The 22,613-nt window shown below is 70.0% G+C and carries 21 protein-coding genes and 1 pseudogene; 19 read left to right on the forward strand and 3 right to left on the reverse strand.

The window, feature by feature from the left end; translation table 11 throughout:
• The first annotated feature begins 14 nt into the window (after positions 1-14).
• Together ACLJWH_RS26030 and ACLJWH_RS26035 are read left to right on the forward strand one after the other, a co-directional pair.
• Positions 15-944, forward strand: coding sequence for a tRNA (adenine-N1)-methyltransferase (locus ACLJWH_RS26030; RefSeq protein ID WP_411144170.1), 930 nt, complete (start codon positions 15-17; stop codon positions 942-944).
• Positions 945-1,120: 176 nt separating this feature from the next.
• Complete coding sequence (locus ACLJWH_RS26035) at positions 1,121-1,705, forward strand: hypothetical protein (protein ID WP_411144171.1); 585 nt, start codon at positions 1,121-1,123, stop codon at positions 1,703-1,705.
• A gap of 68 nt (positions 1,706-1,773) precedes the next feature.
• On the opposite strand, the gene ACLJWH_RS26040 is transcribed toward ACLJWH_RS26035, so the two are convergent.
• Positions 1,774-2,070, reverse strand: coding sequence for a ferredoxin (locus ACLJWH_RS26040; RefSeq protein ID WP_052857593.1), 297 nt, complete (start codon positions 2,068-2,070; stop codon positions 1,774-1,776).
• A gap of 249 nt (positions 2,071-2,319) precedes the next feature.
• Between ACLJWH_RS26040 and arc the strand changes: the two genes are divergently transcribed.
• The 6 genes and pseudogenes from arc to prcA all read left to right on the forward strand — a co-directional run bounded on the left by arc (position 2,320) and on the right by prcA (position 8,406).
• Entirely contained in the window at positions 2,320-4,086 is a 1,767-nt protein-coding gene (gene arc, locus ACLJWH_RS26045) for a proteasome ATPase (RefSeq protein ID WP_411144172.1), read from the forward strand.
• Between the two features lie 277 nt (positions 4,087-4,363).
• Positions 4,364-5,875, forward strand: a complete 1,512-nt coding sequence (gene dop / locus ACLJWH_RS26050; RefSeq protein ID WP_411144173.1) for a depupylase/deamidase Dop — start codon at positions 4,364-4,366, stop codon at positions 5,873-5,875.
• A 188-nt stretch (positions 5,876-6,063) separates the two neighbouring features.
• Positions 6,064-6,282, forward strand: a complete 219-nt coding sequence (locus tag ACLJWH_RS26055) for a ubiquitin-like protein Pup (RefSeq protein WP_052857596.1) — start codon at positions 6,064-6,066, stop codon at positions 6,280-6,282.
• Between the two features lie 171 nt (positions 6,283-6,453).
• Positions 6,454-6,501: pseudogene (locus ACLJWH_RS26060) on the forward strand (hypothetical protein); the annotation flags it as partial.
• Between the two features lie 78 nt (positions 6,502-6,579).
• Positions 6,580-7,425 (forward strand): proteasome subunit beta, encoded by an 846-nt coding sequence (gene prcB / locus ACLJWH_RS26065; RefSeq protein WP_052857597.1) that lies wholly within the window; start codon positions 6,580-6,582, stop codon positions 7,423-7,425.
• A 66-nt stretch (positions 7,426-7,491) separates the two neighbouring features.
• Complete coding sequence (gene prcA, locus ACLJWH_RS26070; RefSeq protein WP_411144174.1) at positions 7,492-8,406, forward strand: proteasome subunit alpha; 915 nt, start codon at positions 7,492-7,494, stop codon at positions 8,404-8,406.
• Positions 8,407-8,449: 43 nt separating this feature from the next.
• On the opposite strand, the gene ACLJWH_RS26075 is transcribed toward prcA, so the two are convergent.
• Positions 8,450-9,697 carry a LacI family DNA-binding transcriptional regulator gene (locus tag ACLJWH_RS26075; RefSeq protein WP_411144175.1) on the reverse strand — a complete coding sequence of 416 codons (1,248 nt, stop codon included), beginning with the start codon at positions 9,695-9,697 and terminating at the stop codon, positions 8,450-8,452.
• A 130-nt stretch (positions 9,698-9,827) separates the two neighbouring features.
• Between ACLJWH_RS26075 and ACLJWH_RS26080 the strand changes: the two genes are divergently transcribed.
• The 11 genes from ACLJWH_RS26080 to ACLJWH_RS26130 all read left to right on the forward strand — a co-directional run bounded on the left by ACLJWH_RS26080 (position 9,828) and on the right by ACLJWH_RS26130 (position 21,245).
• Entirely contained in the window at positions 9,828-11,087 is a 1,260-nt protein-coding gene (locus ACLJWH_RS26080; protein ID WP_411144176.1) for an MFS transporter, read from the forward strand.
• A 9-nt stretch (positions 11,088-11,096) separates the two neighbouring features.
• Entirely contained in the window at positions 11,097-12,458 is a 1,362-nt protein-coding gene (gene pafA, locus ACLJWH_RS26085) for a Pup--protein ligase (protein ID WP_052857604.1), read from the forward strand.
• Between the two features lie 136 nt (positions 12,459-12,594).
• Positions 12,595-13,584: an FKBP-type peptidyl-prolyl cis-trans isomerase gene (locus ACLJWH_RS26090; protein ID WP_411144177.1), complete on the forward strand. Its 990-nt coding sequence runs from the start codon at positions 12,595-12,597 to the stop codon at positions 13,582-13,584.
• 57 nt (positions 13,585-13,641) lie between these two features.
• On the forward strand, positions 13,642-14,016 hold the full coding sequence (locus ACLJWH_RS26095) for an FKBP-type peptidyl-prolyl cis-trans isomerase (protein ID WP_411144178.1): 375 nt from the start codon (positions 13,642-13,644) through the stop codon (positions 14,014-14,016).
• A 117-nt stretch (positions 14,017-14,133) separates the two neighbouring features.
• Complete coding sequence (locus tag ACLJWH_RS26100; RefSeq protein ID WP_411144179.1) at positions 14,134-15,102, forward strand: helix-turn-helix transcriptional regulator; 969 nt, start codon at positions 14,134-14,136, stop codon at positions 15,100-15,102.
• Between the two features lie 17 nt (positions 15,103-15,119).
• On the forward strand, positions 15,120-16,070 hold the full coding sequence (locus ACLJWH_RS26105; protein WP_411144180.1) for a helix-turn-helix transcriptional regulator: 951 nt from the start codon (positions 15,120-15,122) through the stop codon (positions 16,068-16,070).
• Between the two features lie 39 nt (positions 16,071-16,109).
• Entirely contained in the window at positions 16,110-16,370 is a 261-nt protein-coding gene (locus tag ACLJWH_RS26110) for a hypothetical protein (RefSeq protein WP_411144181.1), read from the forward strand.
• Positions 16,371-16,438: 68 nt separating this feature from the next.
• Positions 16,439-16,642: a hypothetical protein gene (locus tag ACLJWH_RS26115; protein ID WP_387807240.1), complete on the forward strand. Its 204-nt coding sequence runs from the start codon at positions 16,439-16,441 to the stop codon at positions 16,640-16,642.
• A 209-nt stretch (positions 16,643-16,851) separates the two neighbouring features.
• On the forward strand, positions 16,852-17,151 hold the full coding sequence (gene tatA / locus ACLJWH_RS26120) for a Sec-independent protein translocase subunit TatA (RefSeq protein ID WP_411144182.1): 300 nt from the start codon (positions 16,852-16,854) through the stop codon (positions 17,149-17,151).
• A gap of 64 nt (positions 17,152-17,215) precedes the next feature.
• Entirely contained in the window at positions 17,216-18,181 is a 966-nt protein-coding gene (gene tatC, locus ACLJWH_RS26125) for a twin-arginine translocase subunit TatC (protein ID WP_411144183.1), read from the forward strand.
• Positions 18,182-18,428: 247 nt separating this feature from the next.
• Positions 18,429-21,245 carry a DEAD/DEAH box helicase gene (locus ACLJWH_RS26130; protein ID WP_411144184.1) on the forward strand — a complete coding sequence of 939 codons (2,817 nt, stop codon included), beginning with the start codon at positions 18,429-18,431 and terminating at the stop codon, positions 21,243-21,245.
• A 65-nt stretch (positions 21,246-21,310) separates the two neighbouring features.
• Here the strand turns inward: ACLJWH_RS26130 and ACLJWH_RS26135 are convergent, their stop codons facing one another.
• Positions 21,311-22,411, reverse strand: a complete 1,101-nt coding sequence (locus ACLJWH_RS26135) for an LLM class flavin-dependent oxidoreductase (RefSeq protein WP_411144185.1) — start codon at positions 22,409-22,411, stop codon at positions 21,311-21,313.
• Positions 22,412-22,613 lie beyond the last annotated feature (202 nt).

Consider the following 22,613-nt stretch of genomic DNA (forward strand, 5'->3'; position numbering starts at 1 on the left):
GGTAGGCTGGTCACATGTCCGAACCGACCGGTGCCGCCCGCCGTCGCGGGCCCTTCAAGGTCGGGGACCAGGTCCAGCTCACCGACCCCAAGGGACGCCACTACACCTTCACGCTCGAAGAGGGAAAAAGCTTCCACACCCACAAGGGAGCCTTCCCCCACGACGAGCTGATCGGTGCTCCCGAGGGCAGTGTTGTCCGTACCACCGGGAACGTCGCCTACCTTGCGCTGCGCCCGCTGCTCCCCGACTACGTCCTGTCCATGCCCCGCGGCGCCGCCGTGGTCTACCCCAAGGACGCGGGGCAGATCCTGGCGATGGCCGACATCTTCCCCGGTGCCCGGGTCGTCGAGGCGGGGGTGGGATCCGGCTCGCTCAGCAGCTTCCTGCTGCGCGCCATCGGCGACCACGGCATGCTGCACTCCTACGAGCGCCGCGCCGACTTCGCCGAGATCGCCACGCAGAACGTCGAGCGCTACTTCGGCAGCCCGCACCCCGCGTGGACGCTCACCGTCGGTGACCTCCAGGACAACCTCTCCGACACCGACGTCGACCGCGTCATCCTCGACATGCTCGCCCCCTGGGAGTGCCTGGAGGCTGTCTCCAAGGCCCTGGTCCCCGGCGGCATCCTCTGCGCCTACGTCGCCACGACCACGCAGCTGGCCCGCACCGTCGAGGCGATCCGCGAGCACGGCACCTTCAACGAGCCGTCGGCCTGGGAATCCATGGTCCGCACCTGGCACGTCGAGGGCCTGGCCGTCCGACCCGACCACCGCATGATCGGCCACACCGGCTTCCTGCTCACCGCCCGCCGCCTCGCCGACGGCGTCGAGCCCCCGCTGCGCCGCCGCCGGCCCGCCAAGGGCGCGTACGGCGACGACTACACCGGACCCGGCAAGGCCGACGGTGCGGCGGCCGCGGGCAGCGGCTCCGGAGAGCGCGGCTGACCCGCGCTCAGGACACCGAACCACCAGGCGCCGCCGACGAGTTCCCCCGGGAACCGTCGGCGGCGCTGTTTCGTTCTCCCCGCAAAACTCCGGACCGGCTGGTTCCTCGGCGCCCCGTCCTGTGGAACGATGCCGGTCACTCCCACCGCCACAGCTCTTCACAGGAGTTACCCCGCGTGCAGCCCTTGGCAGGCCCGGACCTTCCGCACACCCAGCCCCGCCCCATGCACTGGCTCGTCACCGCCGCCGCCCTCGCGGCTGTCGTCGCGGCCGCGTCCTTCGTCCAGCCGCCCGATGCCACCGCCACCACCTCGGGCGACGCCGGGACCGGCCGGCGGGCCGCGGCGGCCCCGGACCCGGCCAAAGTGACCTTTCCCGTCGACTGCGGCCCCAACCGCCTCGACGTGGTGACGAAGGCGTCCGGCGACCTCGACGGCGACGGCACGGCCGAGACCGTCGCCGTGGTCCGCTGCCACACCGAGGCCGGCACTCCGCCCAGCGGCGTCTACGTCCTCGCGCAGCCCGCCGGCGCCAAGGCCGCGCCGCGGATCGTGGCCACCCTGCTCGCGCCCGCCCGGAAGCTCAGCGTCGAGGACTTCACCCTGAAGCGCGGCGTGATCTCCGCGACGCTCCTGGGCTACTCCACCACCGACGTACCGCGCTGCTGCCCCGACGTCCGCACGGCCGTCAAGTGGCAATGGAAAGGCGGGAAGTTCGTCCAGAGCGAACTTCCCGCCTTGTCGAGCACCGAGCGTGCCTGACCCGTCACCTGGCGTACGAGCGTCTTCCGTGGTGTCTACGCCACGCCTACGCTTCGTCGACGCCGTGTCTACTCCGCGTCCGGACCGTACACCTCGACCCGGTCCGCGACGCGGCGGACGTGAATGCAGTCCCCCGGGCACTCCTTGGCGGAGTCCCGTACGTCATTGAGCAGCGTCAGCGGGACGGGCGTTGTGGCGCCCTTGTCCTGAAGGAGCTCGTCATCGGCGCTCTTCACATAGGCCAGGCCGTCGATGTCGAGCTCGAAGACCTCCGGCGCGTACTGCGCGCAGATACCGTCGCCGGTGCACAGGTCCTGGTCGATCCAGACTTCAAGCTCTGGACGGGCTTCATCCTGTGCGGTCATCTCGCCTGCCGTTCCTACTTACGTGAACCAATTTTGACTAAGTGGTGCCAGCCCTGACGGGTGTTGACCGACTCGACGATACAACCGCTCGCTTTCCGATGTTGTTGGGTGGGTATTCCCTTGGCGTGAGGACGTGCGCAAGGGTGAAGATCGGACACACCCCGACAGTCTTTTCGATCTAGGGGTTTCAACCTGCACCGGCCCAGGTAGGGTCAGGAAGCGTCCAGCTCCTTGGAGGAGGTGAGGACCGTGGCAGCCCACGACGACGACATGAACCGCGGCATCCGGCCGGGGCGAGGGTCTGAAGATCCCGCCGGCCAGGTTGCCTATCTTGAGCAGGAGATCGCCGTCCTGCGACGCAAGCTCGCCGACTCTCCGCGGCACACGAGGATTCTCGAAGAGCGGATCGTCGAGCTACAGACCAACCTGGCCGGCGTCTCCGCTCAGAACGAGCGACTCGCCAATACACTCCGCGAGGCCCGCGACCAGATCGTCGCGCTCAAGGAGGAAGTCGACCGGCTCGCGCAGCCGCCGGCCGGCTTCGGCGTCTTCCTACAGGCGAACGAGGACGGTACGGCCGACATTTTCACCGGCGGTCGAAAGCTCCGGGTGAATGTCAGTCCCGGCGTGGAGACCGAGGATCTCCGGCGCGGCCAGGAGGTCATGCTCAACGAAGCGCTCAACGTGGTCGAGGCCATGACGTTCGAGAGCGCGGGGGACATCGTCACCCTCAAGGAGATCCTTGAGGACGGCGAGCGCGCCCTGGTCATCGGGCACACGGACGAGGAGCGGGTGGTGCGGCTCGCCGAGCCGCTGCTGGACATCACCATCCGCCCCGGCGACGCCCTGCTGCTCGAACCCCGCTCCGGTTACGTCTACGAAGTGATCCCGAAGAGCGAGGTCGAGGAACTCGTCCTCGAAGAGGTCCCGGACATCGACTACACCAAGATCGGCGGCCTGAGCGGCCAGATCGAGCTGATCCGGGACGCGGTCGAGCTTCCGTACCTCTACCCCGACCTCTTCAAGGAACACGAACTCCGCCCGCCCAAGGGCGTTTTGCTCTACGGCCCGCCCGGCTGCGGCAAGACGCTCATCGCCAAGGCGGTCGCCAACTCCCTTGCCAAGAAGGTCGCCGAGGTGACCGGGCAGCCCGCGGGGAAGAGCTTCTTCCTCAACATCAAGGGCCCCGAGCTGCTCAACAAGTACGTCGGCGAGACGGAGCGGCACATCCGGCTGGTCTTCCAGCGGGCGAGAGAAAAGGCGAGCGAGGGCACCCCCGTCATCGTCTTCTTCGACGAGATGGACTCCCTCTTCCGCACCCGTGGCTCCGGGGTCAGCTCGGACGTGGAGAACACCATCGTCCCGCAGCTCCTCTCCGAGATCGACGGCGTGGAGGGCCTGGAAAACGTCATCGTGATCGGTGCCTCGAACCGCGAGGACATGATCGACCCGGCCATCCTGCGCCCCGGCCGCCTCGATGTGAAGATCAAGATCGAGCGTCCGGACGCGGAGGCGGCGAAGGACATCTTCTCGAAGTACCTCACGGAGCGGCTGCCGCTGCACGCCGATGATCTCGCCGAGCACGGCGACTCGCGCAAGGCCGCGGTCGGCGCGATGATCCAGTCGGTGGTCGAGCAGATGTACGCGGAATCCGAGGAGAACCGCTTCCTGGAGGTCACCTACGCCAATGGTGACAAGGAAGTCCTCTACTTCAAGGACTTCAACTCCGGAGCCATGATCGAGAACATCGTCGGCCGTGCCAAGAAAATGGCGATCAAGGCATTTCTCGAACACAACCAGAAAGGTCTGCGGGTCTCCCACCTGCTCCAGGCATGCGTGGACGAGTTCAAGGAGAACGAGGACCTACCCAATACCACCAATCCGGACGACTGGGCCCGTATTTCCGGTAAGAAGGGTGAGCGGATCGTCTACATCCGCACACTGGTCACCGGAAAACAGGGCGCGGACACCGGTCGCTCCATCGACACCGTGGCGAATACCGGCCAATACCTGTAACGCCGCTCTCCGGCTGCGGATGTCCTGCACGGGGCGTCCGCAGCCGGTTGCTTTTCCGGGGGCGCCCGGACCGTTCCCGCAATGGGGCACGGTGGAGCAGGGAAAACCGGACTGGAGCAATGACTGTAATGATCTCCCCAGCACCGCAAAGGCGTTCTAGGCTCTTCGGTACCGCCGCGTCGCGCTGTCCGGGAGCGGAGATCGCATACGGACCGGAAGCGCAGCGGTACTTGAGCGCCGTCCCCGTCCGGGGGCGCCGCCGGGCAAGGAGGGCCGCATGACCGTACGGCGAGTAATGGGCATCGAGACGGAGTACGGGATCTCCGTCCCCGGTCACCCGAACGCCAATGCCATGCTCACCTCGTCCCAGGTCGTCAACGCCTACGCGGCCGCGATGCACCGGGCACGGCGTGCCCGCTGGGACTTCGAGGAGGAGAACCCGCTGCGGGACGCCCGTGGCTTCGACCTCGCCCGCGAGGCCGCCGATTCCAGCCAGCTCACCGACGAGGACATCGGCCTCGCCAATGTGATCCTCACCAACGGGGCCCGGCTCTACGTCGACCACGCGCACCCCGAGTACAGCTCTCCCGAGGTCACCAATCCGCGCGACGCGGTGCTGTGGGACAAGGCCGGCGAACGGGTCATGGCCGAGGCCGCCGAGCGCGCCGCCCAGGTCCCCGGCGCCCAGCCGATCCACCTCTACAAGAACAACACCGACAACAAGGGCGCCTCCTACGGCACGCACGAGAACTACCTGATGAAGCGGGAGACCCCCTTCTCGGACATCGTGCGGCACCTGACCCCGTTCTTCGTATCGCGCCAGGTGGTCACCGGCGCCGGCCGGGTCGGTATCGGCCAGGACGGCCATGAGCACGGCTTCCAGCTCAGCCAGCGCGCCGACTACTTCGAGGTCGAGGTCGGCCTGGAGACGACCCTCAAGCGGCCGATCATCAACACCCGCGACGAGCCGCACGCGGACGCCGAGAAATACCGCCGCCTGCACGTCATCATCGGCGACGCCAACCTCTCCGAGATCTCGACGTACCTGAAGCTGGGCACGACCTCGCTGGTGCTCTCCATGATCGAGGACGGCTTCATCGCCGTCGACCTGGCCGTCGACCAGCCCGTACGCGCGCTCCACCAGATCTCGCACGACCCCACACTGCACCATCTGGTCACGCTCCGCAGCGGTCGCACGCTCACCGCCGTACAGCTCCAGATGGAGTACTTCGAGCTGGCCCGCAAGTACGTCGAGGACCGTTACGGAGCGGATGCGGACGATCAGACGAAGGACGTCCTGACCAGGTGGGAGGACGTGCTCGGGCGGCTGGAGAACGATCCGATGAGCCTGTCGGGTGAGCTGGACTGGGTGGCGAAGCGGGAGCTGATGGAGGGCTACCGCCAGCGCGACGGCCTGGGCTGGGACGCCGCACGGCTGCATCTCGTCGACCTCCAGTACGCCGACGTGCGGTCGGAGAAGGGCCTGTACAACCGTCTGGCGGCCCGGGGCAAGATGCAGCGGCTGCTGGACGAGCCCGACGTCGTGCGGGCCCAGCTGAAGCCGCCGGAGGACACCAGGGCCTATTTCCGCGGCCGCTGTCTGGAGCAGTACGCGGACGACGTCGCGGCCGCCTCATGGGATTCGGTCATCTTCGACCTGCCGGGCCGTGACTCCCTGCAACGGGTGCCCACACTGGAGCCGCTGCGCGGCACACGCAAGCACGTCAAGGAGCTCCTGGACCGGTGCCGTACGGCCGAGGAACTGGTACGGGTGCTTTCCGGCCGCTGAGCCGGGGCGGATACGCGGCACATTCGCCGCGATCCGCTGCCGTTCGGCGGCTGAAATGGCCACCGTGCGGGAATCATCGAGGTGACTCCCGGACGTTGCACCAAGTGCAGGGCCGATGTCGGACCCTGCTTGTAGGGTCTGATCTTGCAGGTCACATCGAGCGGGGCGAACCGAGCGGGGTGAGGGATATGGCGACCAAGGACAGCGGCGGCGGGCAGCAGAAGGCGACGCGTTCCACCGAAGAGGTCGAGGAGCAGACGCAGGACGCGGAAGTTTCCGAGGACCTCAAGGAGCGCCAGGAAAAGCTGTCGGACGACGTGGATTCGGTGCTGGACGAAATCGACGACGTCCTGGAGGAGAACGCAGAGGACTTCGTGCGGTCCTTTGTGCAGAAGGGCGGCGAGTAGCCGGCCGTGGTCCCGGTGGCCGCGTCGGCGGCGTTCCGCGGAACGCCGCCCGCGGTGCCGGGAGCGCGGGCGGCCGCCGGGCGGGAGTCCGCAGGGGCCGTCCCGGCGGCAGGCCGGTGCGGTGCGTCCGCACCGGAGGTACCGCGTCCGCGGTCCGGTTCCGGAACTCGCGTGGATCACGACCACAGGGCGGGTAGGGTCCGAGGCGTACTCAGCCTCGGCTGCAATGCAGGCAGGGGCCAATTCAAGGATCGGCCGGACACCTTGGCGGGCGGCCGAATATCCGGAAGGAAACGTGTGGAAGCCAACACTCGTAGCACCGGGCGTCTACCAGCCGCCTTCCTGACGCCTGGATCCTCGTCGTTCATGGACTTCCTCGGTGCGCACTCTCCCGATCTGCTGCCGGGAAACCGGCCGTTGCCGGTCGTCCAGGGTGCCTTCGAGGCGCCGCACGGCACGACCATCGTGGCGGCGTCCTTCCCCGGTGGCGTGGTGCTCGCCGGTGACCGGCGGGCGACGATGGGCAATGTCATCGCGCAGCGCGATATCGAGAAGGTTTTCCCGGCCGACGAGTACTCCGCGGTCGGCATCGCCGGCACGGCCGGTCTCGCCGTCGAGATGGTGAAGCTGTTCCAGTTGGAGCTGGAGCACTTCGAGAAGGTGGAAGGCGCCCAACTCTCCCTGGAGGGCAAGGCGAACCGTCTCTCCACGATGATCCGCGGCAATCTCGGGATGGCCATGCAGGGCCTGGCCGTGGTGCCGCTGTTCGCCGGCTGGGACGTGGACCGGCAGAAGGGCCGCATTTTCTCCTATGACGTCACCGGCGGTCGGTCCGAGGAGCACGGTTTCACGGCGACGGGATCCGGTTCCGTCTACGCCCGTGGCGCCCTGAAGAAGCTCTACCGCCACGATTTCTCGGAGAACCAGGCCGCCACGGCTGTCGTTCAGGCGCTCTACGACGCCGCGGACGACGACGCGGCGACCGGTGGGCCCGATCTCATCCGGCGGATCTACCCGATCGTCACGGTCATCACCGAGGACGGTTTCCGGAGGTTCACCGAAGCCGAGGTCTCGGAGATCGCGCGCGCCATCCACGAGGGCCGGCTGGAGCTGCCCGACGGCCCGCGCGCCGAACTGCTCTGACGGGACGGATGTTCCGGAATGCATTCGCCACTGATAGAGCTCTTGACAGAAAGGGACGGATAGCCGGTGTCGACGCCGTTCTATGTCTCACCCCAGCAGGCCATGGCCGATCGGGCCGAGTACGCCCGCAAGGGCATCGCACGCGGCCGCAGCGTCGTGGTGCTTCAGTACACCGACGGCGTGGTATTCGTCGCCGAGAATCCCTCCCGCGCCCTGCACAAGGTCAGCGAGATCTATGACCGCATCGCCTTCGCGGCGGTCGGCAAATACAACGAGTTCGAGAATCTGCGGATCGGTGGCGTGCGCTATGCCGATCTGCGGGGCTATACGTACGACCGTGCGGACGTGACCGCGCGCGGTCTCGCCAATGTCTACGCCCAGACGCTCGGCACGATCTTCTCCAGCGCCGCCGAGAAGCCGTACGAGGTCGAGCTGATCGTCGCCGAGGTCGGCAACGCCGCCGAGGACGACCAGATCTACCGGCTGCCGCACGACGGCTCGATCGTGGACGAGCACGGCTCGGTCGCGGTGGGCGGCAACGCCGATCAGATCAGCAACTATCTCGACCAGCGGCACCGCGACGGTATGACGCTGGGCGAGGCGCTGAGGCTGGCCGTCGATTCGCTGTCGCGCGACAACAACGGCGGTGAGCGCACACTGACCGCCGAACACCTTGAGGTCGCGACGCTGGACCGTACGCGGCCGCAGCAGCGGAAGTTCAAGCGGATCCTGGGGCGTCAGCTCTCCCGGCTGCTGGAGGAGAACGCCCCGGCGGCCGGCGCGAAGCCCGTGGCGGACGCGGGCGCCGAGGAATCGTCGGACGCGGGAGGCGCGGCCGGGCCGTCCGGCAAGGGCACCAAGGACAACGGGGCCAAGGGCACTGGTGCCAAGGGCAACGGCGCCACGCGGAAGGGCGGCTCCGGCACACCCGGCGCGGACTCCCCGGAGGAGCCCGGCGGATCGTCGGACGCGAAGGACTAGTACCGCAACCGGGCTGTGGGTCCGGGCCGTGCGCCCCGGTGGGTCAACGCCCGCCGGGGCGCACGGCGTTCCCGTTCCGGAGCGGGGCGCCGGCGGCCGACGGCGGGGCCGTGGAGCCCCGGGCGACCAGCTCGACCGGCAGGGCGGGGACCGCGGCCGGCCCGCCGTCGAGTACCGCCAGCAGCGCCCGCATACCGGCCTCGCCGAACTCCTCGGCGGGCAGCCGTACGGTCGTCAGCTCCGGTTCGACCGCTACCGCGAGGGCCAGATCGTCGAAGCCGGTGACGGAGACGTCCTCCGGTACCCGCAGGCCCAGTCGGCGGACGGCCTTGAGCGCGCCGGCGGCCAGGATGTCGTCGTCACAGAGCAGCGCCGTGGGGCGCGGGCCGGGGCCGGTCAGTACGGTGTGCGCCGCGTGCAGACCGGCCGCCACACTGAGCTCGGCCGGCTCGCGGCGCAGCACCGCGCCCGGGACCTCGCCGAGCGCCGCGTCGAGCGTGCGGGCGCGCAGCGCGAAGGTCCAGGAGTCCACATCAGCCGCGAGATGGGCGAGACGGCGGTGGCCGAGGCCGAGCAGATGGGCCGCCAACTGCCGGACGCCGCCGGCGATGTCGAGGTTCACGGTGGCGGCGGCCCGCTCGTCGTCCGGGTCGCTGTCCAGCATCACCAGGGGCAGTCCGGCGGTGCGCAGGGCGGTGAGCGCGTCGGCGGCCATGGACGAGGCGAGCACACCGTCCAGGGTGGCCGCTGCGGAGGCGAAGGGGTCGCGGGCCGGTCCTATGCCCTCGGGGGACGGGTAGAGCACCACACCGAAACCGTGGTCGGCGGCGACCCGGGCCGCTCCGGTGTAGACCCGGGCGAAGAACTCGGTGGTGAGCGCGGGGACGACGAGGAGCACGGTGCGGGTGCTTCCCATGCGCAGGTTGCGGGCCGCGAGATTGGGGCGGTAGCCCAGGTCGCGGGCGGCGGCGCGGACCGCTTCGGCTTTGGCGGGGGAGACCCGGCCGCGCCATTTGTCGCCCAGGACGAGGGAGACAGCGGCCTGGGAGACCCCGGCGGCGCGGGCGACGTCCCGGCTGGTGGTGCGCGGGGCGGCCGGCGGCGCAGTGGGCGGGGCGGTGGAGCTACCCGGCGTGTCCGGGGCGTTCGGTCCGCCGGAGGTGCCCGGGGTGACCGGTGGCGGTGGCGTCCCCGGTCCGGCCGCCGGCGCCGCGGACGGCCGTCCGGTCTCCCCGGGGGTCCGGCGGGGCGGCTCGCGGTGGGCCCGGGTCGGGGCCTTGTCGCTGGTCACCGGTGGTTCGCTCCTTGCGCTCTCCGCTGCGGGGTGGACCCGCGGGCTGTCGTCATGGTACGTATAACGCCGCACGTTATACGTAACACGTCCGGCCGATCCGGACGGAACCGGACGCAAAGGGGCAGGGATGGCCGCGGGATATGCGGAGCTGCTCAGGACCCGGCACGCGGCCCGGCTCCTGGCGGGGACCCTGGTCGGCAGGCTGCCGAACGCCACCGCGGCGCTCGCCGTGGTGCTCTTCGTCCGCGCCGAGGGCGGCAGCTATGCGCTCGCCGGCGTGCTCTCCGCGGCCTACGGGATCTCCAACGCCATCGGTCAGCCGCTGCTCGGCCGGGCCGTGGACGTCTACGGGCAGCCGCGGGTGATGCTGCCCGCCTCGGTCCTCTCCGCGCTGGGGATGGCGCTGCTCGCCGCCGTCGGCCTCGACGTGCTGTGGCTCGCCTTCGTCGCCGTGGTGATCGCCGGTCTCTGCACGCCGCCCCTGGAGGGTGGTCTGCGGGCCCTGTGGCCCGGGGTGCTCAAGCGCGCGGACCGGGTGCACGCCGCGTACGCGCTGGACGCGGTCGCGCAGGAAGTCATGTTCGCGGTGGGACCGTTGCTGGTCACGCTGTGCGTGGCGGTCTGGTCGGAGCGGTTCGCGCTGCTGGTCATCAACCTGATCGGGGTGCTCGGCGCGCTCTCCGTCGTGCTCTCCCCGCCGTCGCGGCAGTGGCGCAGCGCGCCGCGTGAGGCGCACTGGCTGGGCGCGCTGCGCTCCGCCGGGCTGCTGGTGCTGATCGGTGCGTTCTTCTTCGTCGGGCTGGCGCTCGGCTCCATCGCGGTCGCGGCGGTGGCGTACGCCGATGAGCACGGTGGCGGCATGGTTTCCAGCTGGCTGCTCTCCGCGCTGGGGGCCGGTGCGCTGGCCGGCGGCGTCGTCTACGGCGCCCGCGCGTGGCCGGGGCTGCCGGAGAACCGGCTGCGGCTGCTCGTCGCCCTGCTGGCGCTGGGGTATCTGCCGCTGGCGCTGACCCCGGGGGTCGCCGGGATGACGGCGCTGACCGGTGTCGCGGGGGTGTTCCTGGCGCCCGCACTGGCCTGCGCGTTCGTGGTCGTGGACCGGCACGCGCCCAAGGGCACGGTGACGGAGGCATTTTCGTGGCTGGTGACGACCTTCGGGGTCGGCTCGGCGGTGGGCACCTCGGTGGTGGGTCCGGCGGTGGAGCACGGCGGGGCGACGGCCGGTTTCGCGGTGGCGGGCGCCGGGGGGATCGCCGCGCTGCTCGTTCTTTTGTCGACGAAACGCTTCCTGGGGGATCCCGGGTCGCACGAGGAAGGCGCGGGACCGGCGGAAAATGATCGAAACGGGGCTGTCGAACCCGGTTTCAGAGCAGGCCATCAGGCGTAATGTTCAGTCATGGACCGCCGCATTTTCGGGCTGGAGAACGAGTACGGCGTCACGTGCACGTTCAGGGGACAGCGCCGACTGTCGCCTGACGAAGTGGCGCGGTACCTCTTCCGCCGTGTTGTGTCATGGGGCCGCAGCAGCAATGTCTTCCTGCGGAACGGCGCCCGCCTGTACCTGGACGTGGGTTCGCATCCGGAATACGCAACTCCCGAGTGCGACAACGTGACCGAGCTGGTCACCCACGACAAGGCCGGTGAACGCATTCTCGAAGGCTTGCTCGTCGACGCAGAACGCCGCTTGCACGAGGAGGGAATCGCGGGCGACGTCTATCTCTTCAAGAACAACACCGATTCCGCCGGGAACTCCTACGGCTGCCACGAGAACTATCTCGTCGCCCGCCACGGTGAGTTCTCCCGGCTCGCGGACATTCTCATTCCCTTCCTTGTCACCCGTCAGCTGCTGTGCGGCGCGGGCAAGGTGTTGCAGACCCCGCGGGGCGCGGTCTACTGCGTCAGCCAGCGCGCGGAGCACATCTGGGAGGGCGTCTCCTCCGCGACGACCCGCTCCCGCCCGATCATCAACACCCGCGACGAACCGCACGCCGACGCCGAGCGCTACCGCCGGCTGCACGTCATCGTCGGCGACTCCAACATGTCCGAGACGACCATGCTGCTCAAGGTCGGGGCCACCGATCTCGTCCTGCGCATGATCGAGGCGGGCACGGTGATGCGCGATCTGACGCTGGAGAACCCGATCCGGGCCATCCGTGAGGTCAGCCACGACATCACCGGCCAGCGCAAGGTGCGGCTGGCCAGCGGCCGGGAAGCCTCGGCCCTCGAAGTCCAGCAGGAGTACTACGAGAAAGCCGTCGACTTCTGCGAGCGCCGCGGAATCCGTACGGGCACCGTGGAGCGGGTCCTGGAACTGTGGGGCCGCACTCTGGAGGCGATCCGGGACCAGGCCCTGGACCGTATCTCGACCGAGATCGACTGGGTGATGAAACATCAGCTCATCGAGCGGTACCGGGCGAAGAACAACATCACCATGTCCCACCCGCGGGTGGCGCAGATAGATCTCGCGTATCACGATATCCACCGCCGTCGGGGGCTGTATTACCTCCTGGAACGGAAGGGACAGGCGGCGCGGGTCTGCAACGATCTGAAGATCTTCGAAGGGAAATCGGTACCGCCGCAGACCACCCGGGCCCGGCTGCGCGGCGACTTCATTCGCCGGGCGCAGGAACAGCGCCGTGATTTCACGGTCGACTGGGTGCATCTCAAGCTCAATGATCAGGCGCAGCGCACGGTGCTGTGCAAGGACCCGTTCCGGTCCGTGGACGACCGGGTGGAGAAGCTGATCGCCGGGATGTGACCGGAGGGAATGCCGTGGTGTGCCGAGGACCTGTGGGTTCTCGGCACATTGCTGTGTCGCACCGGGAAACACCCCGAAGGACAGGTCGTAGAGTGGCGGGCATTGCCCACCCACCCCACGAGCCCGAGTTGGACTGATGAACCTCACGAAGAACACCCGTCGCGCCGCCGCCGCGGCGCTGACCGTGCCCATCCTGCTGTTCACCGCTGCTTGCGGGTCCGACGACGGCAAGGGCTCGTCCGACGGAGCCGTCGTCAAGGTGGAGGGCAAGGAGGGGGCGAAGCCGACGATCACCGTGCCCAAGGACGCCAAGCCCGCCGACAAGGCCGTCACCAAGAACCTCATCGAGGGCAAGGGCGAGGTAGTCAAGAAGGGTGATCTGGTCCGGCTGGACTTCGCCGCCCAGACGATGAAGGGCCAGAACCTCGGCAGCAGCTGGACGCCGCAGCCCGGTTCCAAGCCGGGTGCGCCGCGTACCCAGGTCGTCAGCGAGGTCACCGACCAGATGACCCAGCAGATGCTGCCGCCGAAGGTGATGTCCGCGGTGGCCGGGCAGAAGGTCGGCAGCCGCTTCGAGGTCGAGGGCACCGCCAAGGCGCTGATCGGCGAGGGGCTGAACCCGCAGTCGGGCATCAAGCCCGAGGACGGCCTGGTGTGGGTCGTCGATGTGGTCGGCGCGAAGAAGGTCGACAAGAAGGCCAAGGCCGAGGGCGAGCAGACGGCGCCGGAGAGCGGTATGCCCGAGGTGAAGGCCGCGGACGAGAAGGCCGCGACGATCACCGTCCCCAAGGGGGAGAAGGCGCCGACCGATCTCAAGGAGCAGGTCCTCATCAAGGGCAAGGGCCCCGAGGTGAAGGCCGGCGACGGGCTGATCGCGCAGTACACCGGTGTGAAGTGGGAGGACGGCAAGAAGTTCGACTCGTCCTGGGACCACGGTGGCGCGACCGCCTTCCAGATCGGCACGGGTCAGGTCGTCCAGGGCTGGGACAAGGCGCTGGTCGGCAAGCACGTCGGTGACCGGGTGGAGATCGTGATCCCGCCGAAGCTGGGTTACGGCGCGAGCCCGCAGCACGAGCTGGCGAAGAACACCCTGGTCTTCGTGGTCGACGTCGTCGGCACCGTCTGACCGCGGTCTGCCAGACTGTCGCAGTAATCGTCGTGATTCGTAAGTAGGAGCACATTCGTGAGCATCGACAAGCCCGAGATCGACTTCCCCGAGGGCCAGGCTCCCACCGAGCTGGAAATCGTGGACGTGTGGGAGGGCGACGGGCCGGTCGCGCAGGCCGGGGCCACGGTCGCCGTCCACTATGTGGGCGTCGCCTTCAGCACCGGTGAGGAGTTCGACGCCAGCTGGAACCGCGGCACCCCGCTCCAGTTCCAGCTGGGCGCCGGCCAGGTCATCTCCGGTTGGGACCAGGGCGTGCAGGGCATGAAGGTCGGCGGTCGCCGCCGGCTGACCATCCCGCCGCACCTCGCGTACGGTGACCGCGGCGCCGGCGGCGGCCGGATCGCCCCGGGCGAGACGCTGATCTTCGTCTGCGACCTGGTCTCCGTCTGAGATCGCCGCTGACGCGTCCGAGGGTCCGTGCCTGCCCAGGCACGGACCCTCGGCTTTTGCCGTGAGCAGCCTGGACGGTACGGTCAACGGTCGGGAGTGCCACGAGAAAGGGCGTCGATGGCGATTGCCAAGGCCGAGCGGCTGATGAACCTCGCGCTGTGCCTGCTGGGGACGCGCCGCCCGCTGGCCAAGCGCGAACTGCGGTCGTCCATCGAGGCGTACATCGAGGCGAACAGCGACGACTCGTTCAACCGCATGTTCGAGCGGGACAAGGACGATCTGCGCGAGCTGGGCCTGGTCATCGAGACCGTCGACAGCATCGACGGTGAGGTCGGCTATCTCGCCCGCCGCGACAGCAACCGGCTGCCCCCGATCACGCTGGACGCGGAGGAGGCGGCCGCCCTGGGGCTGGCCGCCAAGATCTGGCAGCAGGCCCGGCTGGCCGGTGCCGCCAGTGGCGCGTTGCAGAAGCTGCGGGCGGCCGGGATGCCGCTGGCCGCCGACGACGGCGACTTCGACGCGGGGCAGCCGCACAGTGCGCTCGAACCCCGTATCCCCGCCCATGAAGCTGCCTTCGAGCCGCTGATGCTGGCCTGCCGGGACCGCCGTCCAGTGGTCTTCGACTACCGCAAGTCCAACGCCGCCCGCCCCGAGCCGCGGCAGGTCGAACCGTGGATCCTGGAGTGCTGGCGAGGCCACTGGTACGTCGCGGGCTGGGACCGGGACCGGCGGGCCGAGCGGGTCTTCCGGCTCTCCCGGATCACCGGCCGGGTCCGTTCCCGGCAGGGGGCGTTCACCGCGCCGGTGCCCGATCACGTCACCGTCCGCGAGACGGTCGAGAGCTGGGCGGGTGAGACCGCCACCGGTACGGCCCGGATCAAGCTCCGCGCCGACCACGGCTATCCGCTGCGCGCCCGCGCGCTCGCCGTCCGGGCGCTGGGTGACGGCTGGGACGAGCTGGAGATCCCCAACGGACGCGGACTCGACGCCTGGCTGGTGGAGTTCGGGCCGGACGTGGTGGTGCTGGAACCCGCCGAACTGCGGGCCGATGTCGTGGACCGGCTGCGCGCCGTGGCCAAGGGCTGAGAGGGACACGAGAACCCATGGCGACCAACGCGATCGACCAGACCCGCCGGATGCTGTCCCTGGTGACCTATCTGCGCGAGCGCCCCGGCGCCCGCGTCAGCGACGTCGCCCGCGCCTTCGGCATCACCGAGGACGAGCTGATCGCCGACCTCGACGTCCTGCCGATGTGCGGTACGAGCTTCCGCGGCGGCGACCTCCTGGACATCGACACCGACGGCGACCGCATCTGGTGGCACAACCCCGACGATGTCGCCGAGCCGCTGCGGCTGGCGGCCGACGAGGCCACCGCCCTGCTGGTCGCGGCCCGCGCCGTGGCCACCCTCCCCGGTCTGCGCGAGGGCGACCGCCAGGCGCTGCTGCGTGCCACCGCCAAGCTGGAGGCGGCGGCCGGCGAGGCGGCGGGCGCCAGTTCCCGGCTCTCGGTGACCTTCGAATCCGAGGGCGGGGTCTTCGCCGATGTGGACCGCGCCATCGCCGAGCGGCGCCGGCTCTGGCTGCGCTACTACTCGCCGGCCCGCGACGAGCTGACCGAGCGCGAGGTGGACCCGATCCGCCTCTTCGCCGTCGGGCACACCTATGTGGAGGCGTGGTGCCGGCTCTCGGAGGCCCGCCGGACCTTCCGGCTGGACCGCGTCGCCGAGATCAGGCTGCTGGACGCGCCCGCCGACCCGCCGCCCATCGAACTGCGTGACCTCTCGGAGGGCCTGGTGCAGCCCGCTGCCGAGGACCCCGAGGTCTCCATCGAGGTCGGTCCTGGCGGCCGCTGGGTCGCCGAGTACTACCCGCACGACAGCGCCGAGGAACTCCCCGACGGCGGACTGCGCATCACTCTGCGCACCCCCGACCCGGCGTCGCTGCGGCGGCTGGGGCTGCGGCTGGGCCGGGACGGCCGGATCGTCGCACCGCAGGCGCTGGCCGACAGCGCGCGGCAGGCGGCGGCGCAGGCCCTCGCGGCGTACGACGACTGAGCGCGGCTCCCGGGACACGCACGGAGGAGGCAGCGGAGGATGACGACCACGACGGCGACCACCACCCTGGCGACGATGGCCGCGCCGGTGTTCTTCAAAGCGGCCTGTCCGGACTGCCGGGGCCGCTTCGAACTGGCCTCGGACGCCTTCCGGCTGGCCATCGGCGGCAGCCGCCGCACCACCTTCTACTCCTTCACCTGCCCCGCCTGCGCCCGCCCGGTGCGCAGGCCGGCCGGCGAGCGGATCGTCGAGCTGCTGACCGGTGGCGGGGTCCGTACGCTCCGGCTGTACACCGGCTGAGCCGGGTCCGTCCACCGTCCCCGTACGGCAGGCCGCGGCTCCCCGCGGACGCCCGATAGGCTCACTCCATGCTCTGGCCCATGATCGCTGTCGCCCTCGGCTTCCTCGGCATCGCCGTGCTCGGAGTCCTCGCCGTCCGGGTCTTCGTCGAGGTACGGCGGCTGGCCCGCCAGGTCGGTGCGGCGTCGGAGCGGATCCAGCGGGCCGCACAGGACCTGGAGCGGGCCGCGACGCCGCTCGCCTCGCGGGTGCACGAGGCGACGCGGGACTGACCTCTGCGGCACTCTGCTGCGACGGGAATCCGAGAGGTACGCTGCACCCGCGGACCGCACCGCGAGCAGGGGGAGGCAATCCGGAGTATGCACGGGGATTGCCCAGCGTTCACCACCGAACGTTACGATCGACGCAGCACCAGGACGCCAGTCCGACCCCATCGGCAGGCACCACAGCAGACGCCGCCCCGGCGAGAAGGTAGTCGCACATGCTCAGCAACCTGAGGCCCACCGAGATCATTCTGATTCTCGTCGTCGTCGTGCTGCTGTTCGGCGCCAAGAAGCTTCCGGACATGGCGCGTTCGCTCGGCAAGTCGGCTCGTATCCTCAAGAGCGAGGCCAAGGCCATGAAGAAGGAGGGCGAGGCGGAGAAGGCGGCGGCCGGTGCCGCGCCCGAGCCCGCCCCCGACGCCGCTCAGCAGACCGCGCCGCGCACGATCCAGGCGGCTCCCGGCGATGTGAGCAGCGCGCGTCCGGTGGCCGAGCCGAACCGCGCCCCCCAGAGCTGACCTGAGCCGACCCAGCCGCACCGACCCCGTCGGGAGCGGCTGACGCACGAGACGAGGAAGTGGGTTGCCCAAGTCCGCCCGCAAGCACGAGAAGGACCCCGACGGGCGGATGCCGCTCGCGGAGCATCTGCGTGAGCTGCGCAACCGGCTGCTGAAGTCGGTGCTGGCGATCGTGGTGATCAGTGCCATAGCGATGTGGCAGTACCCGGCGATCGCCCACTTCGTCACGGGTCCGGTCATCGACGCCGTCGGCTGTCCCGCGTCCACCGGAGCCCTCGGACCGCGCACGCACCCGTGCGCCCAGGTCACCGCCAACGGTCTGCTGGCGCCGTTCACGATCATGCTCAAGCTGTCCCTCACCACGGGGCTCGTGCTGGCCAGCCCGATCTGGCTCTACCAGTTCTGGGCCTTCCTGGCGCCGGGCCTGCACTCCCACGAGAAGAAGTACGCGCTGAGCTTCGTCGCCGCCGGTGCGCCGCTCTTCCTCGGTGGCGCCTATCTCGCCTACGCGGTGCTGCCCACCACCGCCGGTGCGCTGGTCGGACTGACGCCCAGCGAGTGGACCAACCTCTTCCCGGCCGACGAGTTCCTCGACATCGTGACCCGCATGGTCATGGTCTTCGGAATCGGCTTCGAGCTGCCGCTGCTCCTGGTGATGCTGAACATGGGCGGTGTGATCACCGGTCGCCGGGTCCTGAGCTGGTGGCGGTTCATGGTGCTGGGCATCACGATCTTCTCGGCCATCGCCACCCCCACCGGTGACCCGCTGACCATGTGCCTGGTGGCCGCGCCGATCGTGGTGCTGTACTTCGGCGCCGTCGGCATCTGCCTCTTCAACGACCGCCGCCGTCAGCGCAAGAACCCGGACGCGGGGCTGAGCGACGACGAGGCGTCGGAGCTCGATCTGACGCCCTCCGCGCTCGGCGAGATCGAGCCGGTCACCTCCAGCCGGACGCCCCCGGAGCTGCCGGGCGGTGACTCCGGCAAGGGCGAGCCGCCCCGGCGCAACGGATACGACGACGTGACCTGATCCGTCCGGTCTCCCTCCGGGTGACCGGAGGGAGACGGTCTGTCGTGGCCGACGGCCCCCGAGCTCTGCGAGCCGGGGGCCGTCCGGCTGCCGGGCACGAGGGGACGGGGCGGGGCCGTACCGGTACGGGCTGTCGGCCGGGCGCCGTCGGCCGGGCTCGGCGGGGCCGTCGGTACGGGCCCGGCCCGTACCGGCCGTCATAAAGATCGGGTCGTTGTCAGAGGGGGCCGGTAGGCTCGTAAGCACGATGACCGAGGACATGTCCCCTGCTGAGCGCTATGCCGCCGCCAAGCTCAGGGCGGCCGAGCAGGCCACCGCACTCGCCCCTTTCCGAGAGATGTACGACTTCGACCTGGACCCGTTCCAGATCGAGGCGTGTCAGGCCATGGAGGCCGGTAAGGGCGTGCTGGTCGCGGCCCCCACTGGATCCGGCAAGACGATCGTCGGCGAATTCGCCGTCCACCTGGCCCTGGAACAGGGCCGCAAGTGCTTCTACACCACGCCCATCAAGGCGCTGTCGAACCAGAAGTTCCAGGATCTGGTCAAGCGCTACGGCGCCGACAAGGTCGGCCTGCTGACCGGCGACAACAGCGTCAACGCGGATGCCCCGGTGGTCGTGATGACCACCGAGGTGCTGCGGAACATGCTCTACTCCGGCTCGCGGTCGCTGTCCGGGCTCGGCTACGTGGTCATGGACGAGGTGCACTACCTCTCCGACCGCTTCCGGGGCGCCGTCTGGGAAGAGGTCATCATCCACCTCCCGGAGTCGGTGACCCTGGTGTCGCTCTCGGCCACGGTCTCCAACGCCGAGGAGTTCGGCGACTGGCTGGACACGGTCCGTGGTGACACCGCGGTGATCGTCTCCGAGCACCGGCCGGTGCCGCTGTGGCAGCACGTCCTCGCGGGCCGCCGGATATACGACCTGTTCGAGGAGCGTGACGGGCAGGGCGGCGGCCGCCGTGAGGTCAACCCCGACCTGGAGCGGCTGGCGCGGATGGAGAACAGCCGGCCGACGTTCGGCCGGGACAAGCGGCGGGTCCGCAATATGCGCGAGGCGGACCGCGAGCGTGAGCGGCGCCAGCGCAACCGGATCTGGACGCCCGGCCGGGCCGAGGTGATCGACCGCCTCGACAACGAGGGCCTGCTGCCCGCGATCACCTTCATCTTCAGCCGGGCGGGCTGCGAGGCGGCCGTCCAGCAGTGCCTCGCCTCGGGCCTGCGGCTCAACGACCAGGAGGGCCGGGAGAAGGTCCGCCGCACAGTGGAGGCCCGGACGGCCGGTATCCCGGACCACGACCTCCATGTGCTGGGCTACTTCGAGTGGCTGGAAGGTCTGGAGCGGGGCATCGCGGCGCACCACGCCGGCATGCTGCCGACCTTCAAGGAGGTCGTGGAGGAACTGTTCGTCAAGGGGCTGGTCAAGGCCGTCTTCGCGACCGAGACGCTGGCCCTGGGCATCAACATGCCCGCGCGGTCGGTGGTGTTGGAGAAACTCGTCAAGTGGAACGGCGAGCAGCACGCCGACATCACCCCCGGTGAGTACACCCAGCTCACCGGCCGGGCCGGGCGGCGCGGCATCGACGTCGAGGGCCACGCCGTGGTGCTGTGGCAGCGCGGAATGGACCCGGGCGCGCTGGCCGGTCTCGCCGGGACCCGGACGTATCCGCTGCGGTCCTCCTTCCGGCCGTCGTACAACATGGCGGTCAATCTCGTCTCGCAGTTCGGCAGGCACCGCTCGCGGGAGCTGCTGGAGATGTCCTTCGCACAGTTCCAGGCCGACAAGTCGGTGGTCGGGATCACGCGGCAGGTGCAGAAGAACGAAGAGGGCCTGGCGGGCTACCGCGGTTCGATGACCTGCCATCTCGGCGACTTCGAGGAGTACTCCCGGCTGCGGCGGAACCTCAAGGACCGCGAGACGGAGCTGGCCAAGCAGGGCGCGGTGCAGCGCCGGGCGGCGGCCGCGGCGGCGCTGGAGAAGCTCCGGCCGGGCGATGTCATCCACGTGCCGACCGGCAAGTACGCGGGCCTCGCGCTGGTGCTGGATCCGGGCATGCCGCCGGGGCGGACGAACGGTTACCGCGGCTTCGACGCACAGGACGGCCCGCGGCCGCTGGTGCTCACCGCCGAGCGGCAGGTCAAGCGGCTGGCGTCGATCGATTTCCCGGTGCCCGTCGAGGCGCTGGAGCGGATGCGGATCCCCAAGTCCTTCAACGCCCGCAGCCCGCAGTCGCGCCGCGACCTGGCGTCCGCGCTGCGCACGAAGGCCGGGCACCTCGTACCGTCGCGCCATCGCAAGCCCCGCTCGGAGGCCGCCGACGACCGGGACATCACGCGGCTGCGTACGGAGATCCGGGCGCACCCCTGCCATGGGTGCGACGAGCGCGAGGACCACGCCCGCTGGGCCGAGCGGTACCACCGGCTGCTGCGGGACACCCGCCAGCTGGAGCGGCGGATCGAGGGGCGGACGAACACCATCGCGCGCACCTTCGACCGGATCTGCGCCCTGCTGACCGAGCTGGCGTACCTCGAAGGCGACACCGTCACGGACGAGGGCCGCAGGCTGGCCCGCCTCTACGGCGAGCTGGACCTGCTGGCGAGCGAGTGCCTGCGCGACGGCGTGTGGGAGGGGCTCGGCCCGGCGGAACTGGCCGCCTGTGCCTCGGCGCTGGTGTACGAGGCGCGGCAGGCGGACGACGCGGTGGCGCCCAAGCTGCCGTCCGGCCGGGCCAAGGACGCGCTGGCGGAGATGGTCCGCATCTGGGGCCGGCTGGACGCCCTGGAGGAGGAGCACAAGATCAACCAGGCGGAGGGCGTCGGCCAGCGCGAGCCGGACCTCGGCTTCGCCTGGGCCGCGTACCGCTGGGCCTCCGGTGCCGGCCTCGACGAGGTGCTCCAGGAAGCGGAGATGCCGGCCGGCGACTTCGTCCGCTGGTGCAAGCAGCTGATCGACGTCCTCGGCCAGATCGCCGCGGCGGCTCCGCCCGGCGGCTCGGTCGCGCGTGCCGCCCGCAAGGCGGTGGACGGTGTGCTGCGCGGCGTCGTGGCCTATTCCTCGGTGGGCTGAGCGGTGAGCGACGGCGCCCCCGGGATCCCGGGGGCGCCGTCGCTGCCGTCCGGCGCCGGGGCGCGTTAGGCGGCGGCCCGCTCCGCGTCGCGCTTGGCGACCTCCTCGCGGACGATCGGGATGACGTACCGGCCGAAGTCGATCGCGTCGTCGAGCAGGTCGTAACCACGCGCGGAGAGGATCTCCACACCCAGGTCGTAGTAGTCGAGCAGCGCCTGTGCGACGGTCTCCGGCGTGCCGACCAGGGCGGTGGAGTTGCCCGCGCCGCCGGTCTCCGCCGCGGTCGGCGTCCACAGCGCCCGGTCGTGCCGCTCGCCCTGGGCGGCCACCGCGAGCAGCCGCTGTGAACCGGCGTTCTGCGGGTTCGTCAGCGGGTGCCGGCGGCTGAGCGTGCCGCCCGCCTTGCGTGCCTTGATCCGTTCCAGGGTGCGGTGCGCCTTCTCCCAGGCCAGTTCCTCGGTCGGCGCGATGATCGGCCGGAACGCGACCTGGATCCTGGGTACGTCGGCGCGGCCGGCCGCCCGCGCCGCCTCCTTGACCGAGGCGATCTGCTCGGCGGTCTGTGCCAGCGGCTCGCCCCACAGGCAGTAGATGTCCGCCTCGGCACCGCCCGCCGCGTACGCCGCCGCCGAGGAACCGCCGAACGACACCTGCGGGTGCGGCTGTTGGACGGGGAAGGTGTCCGAGACGAAGTCGTGGAAGCGGTAGTGGGTGCCCTCGTGGTCGAAGGGCTCGTGGCTGGTCCAGATCCTCTTGACGAGGCGGATGTACTCGCGGGTGCGGTCGTAGCGCTCGTCCTTGGTGAGGGTGTCGCCCTCGCGGCCCTGCTCGTGGTCGTTGCCGCCGGTGATGAAGTGCACGGCGAGCCGGCCGTCGCTGATCCGGTCCAGTGTGGCGAAGGTCTTCGCGGCGAACGTCGGATAGGAGACGTTGGGGCGGTGCGCCACCAGGAGTTGCAGGGTCTCGGTGCGCGCGGCGATATAGGCGGCGGCCGGGGACGGGTCGGGGGAGCCGGAACCGTAGGCGAACAGCACCCGGTCCCAGCCGTACTCCTCGTGGGCGCGGGCCAGCTTCAGCGTGTAGTCCTTGTCGAAGGAGACGCCGGAGCGCGGGGTGACTTCGGAACCGTCGTTGGTGGCGGCAATGCCGAGGAACTCGACAGGCATGGGTGCGGCCTCGTCTTCTCGTAGGTCATGCGGGCGTACGGAATCGCCGTACGGGGAAGGGTGGTGCGCTACGGAGAAGTCAGCGGCAACAGGAAGCGGACCACACTCGACCGAAGTCGATGTGGTCGCGGGTGACCAGCCGCGGCTGAGGACGCATGCGGCCAGTTGAACAGGCAACCGAGGGCCGCGTCAACCAATTCCC

Source organism: Streptomyces sp. x-80, assembly GCF_046549095.1.
Taxonomy (GTDB): Bacteria; Actinomycetota; Actinomycetes; order Streptomycetales; family Streptomycetaceae; genus Streptomyces; species Streptomyces celluloflavus.

Coding starts and splice junctions, on each gene's coding strand:
- ACLJWH_RS26030 (WP_411144170.1), top strand. CDS start 15: ATGTCCGAACCGACCGGTGCCGCCCGCCGTCGCGGGCCCTTCAAGGTC.
- ACLJWH_RS26040 (WP_052857593.1), bottom strand. CDS start 2,070: ATGACCGCACAGGATGAAGCCCGTCCAGAGCTTGAAGTCTGGATCGAC.
- dop (WP_411144173.1), top strand. CDS start 4,364: ATGACCGTACGGCGAGTAATGGGCATCGAGACGGAGTACGGGATCTCC.
- ACLJWH_RS26055 (WP_052857596.1), top strand. CDS start 6,064: ATGGCGACCAAGGACAGCGGCGGCGGGCAGCAGAAGGCGACGCGTTCC.
- ACLJWH_RS26080 (WP_411144176.1), top strand. CDS start 9,828: ATGGCCGCGGGATATGCGGAGCTGCTCAGGACCCGGCACGCGGCCCGG.
- pafA (WP_052857604.1), top strand. CDS start 11,097: ATGGACCGCCGCATTTTCGGGCTGGAGAACGAGTACGGCGTCACGTGC.
- ACLJWH_RS26090 (WP_411144177.1), top strand. CDS start 12,595: ATGAACCTCACGAAGAACACCCGTCGCGCCGCCGCCGCGGCGCTGACC.
- ACLJWH_RS26100 (WP_411144179.1), top strand. CDS start 14,134: ATGGCGATTGCCAAGGCCGAGCGGCTGATGAACCTCGCGCTGTGCCTG.
- ACLJWH_RS26105 (WP_411144180.1), top strand. CDS start 15,120: ATGGCGACCAACGCGATCGACCAGACCCGCCGGATGCTGTCCCTGGTG.
- ACLJWH_RS26110 (WP_411144181.1), top strand. CDS start 16,110: ATGACGACCACGACGGCGACCACCACCCTGGCGACGATGGCCGCGCCG.
- ACLJWH_RS26115 (WP_387807240.1), top strand. CDS start 16,439: ATGCTCTGGCCCATGATCGCTGTCGCCCTCGGCTTCCTCGGCATCGCC.
- tatA (WP_411144182.1), top strand. CDS start 16,852: ATGCTCAGCAACCTGAGGCCCACCGAGATCATTCTGATTCTCGTCGTC.
- ACLJWH_RS26130 (WP_411144184.1), top strand. CDS start 18,429: ATGACCGAGGACATGTCCCCTGCTGAGCGCTATGCCGCCGCCAAGCTC.
- ACLJWH_RS26135 (WP_411144185.1), bottom strand. CDS start 22,411: ATGCCTGTCGAGTTCCTCGGCATTGCCGCCACCAACGACGGTTCCGAA.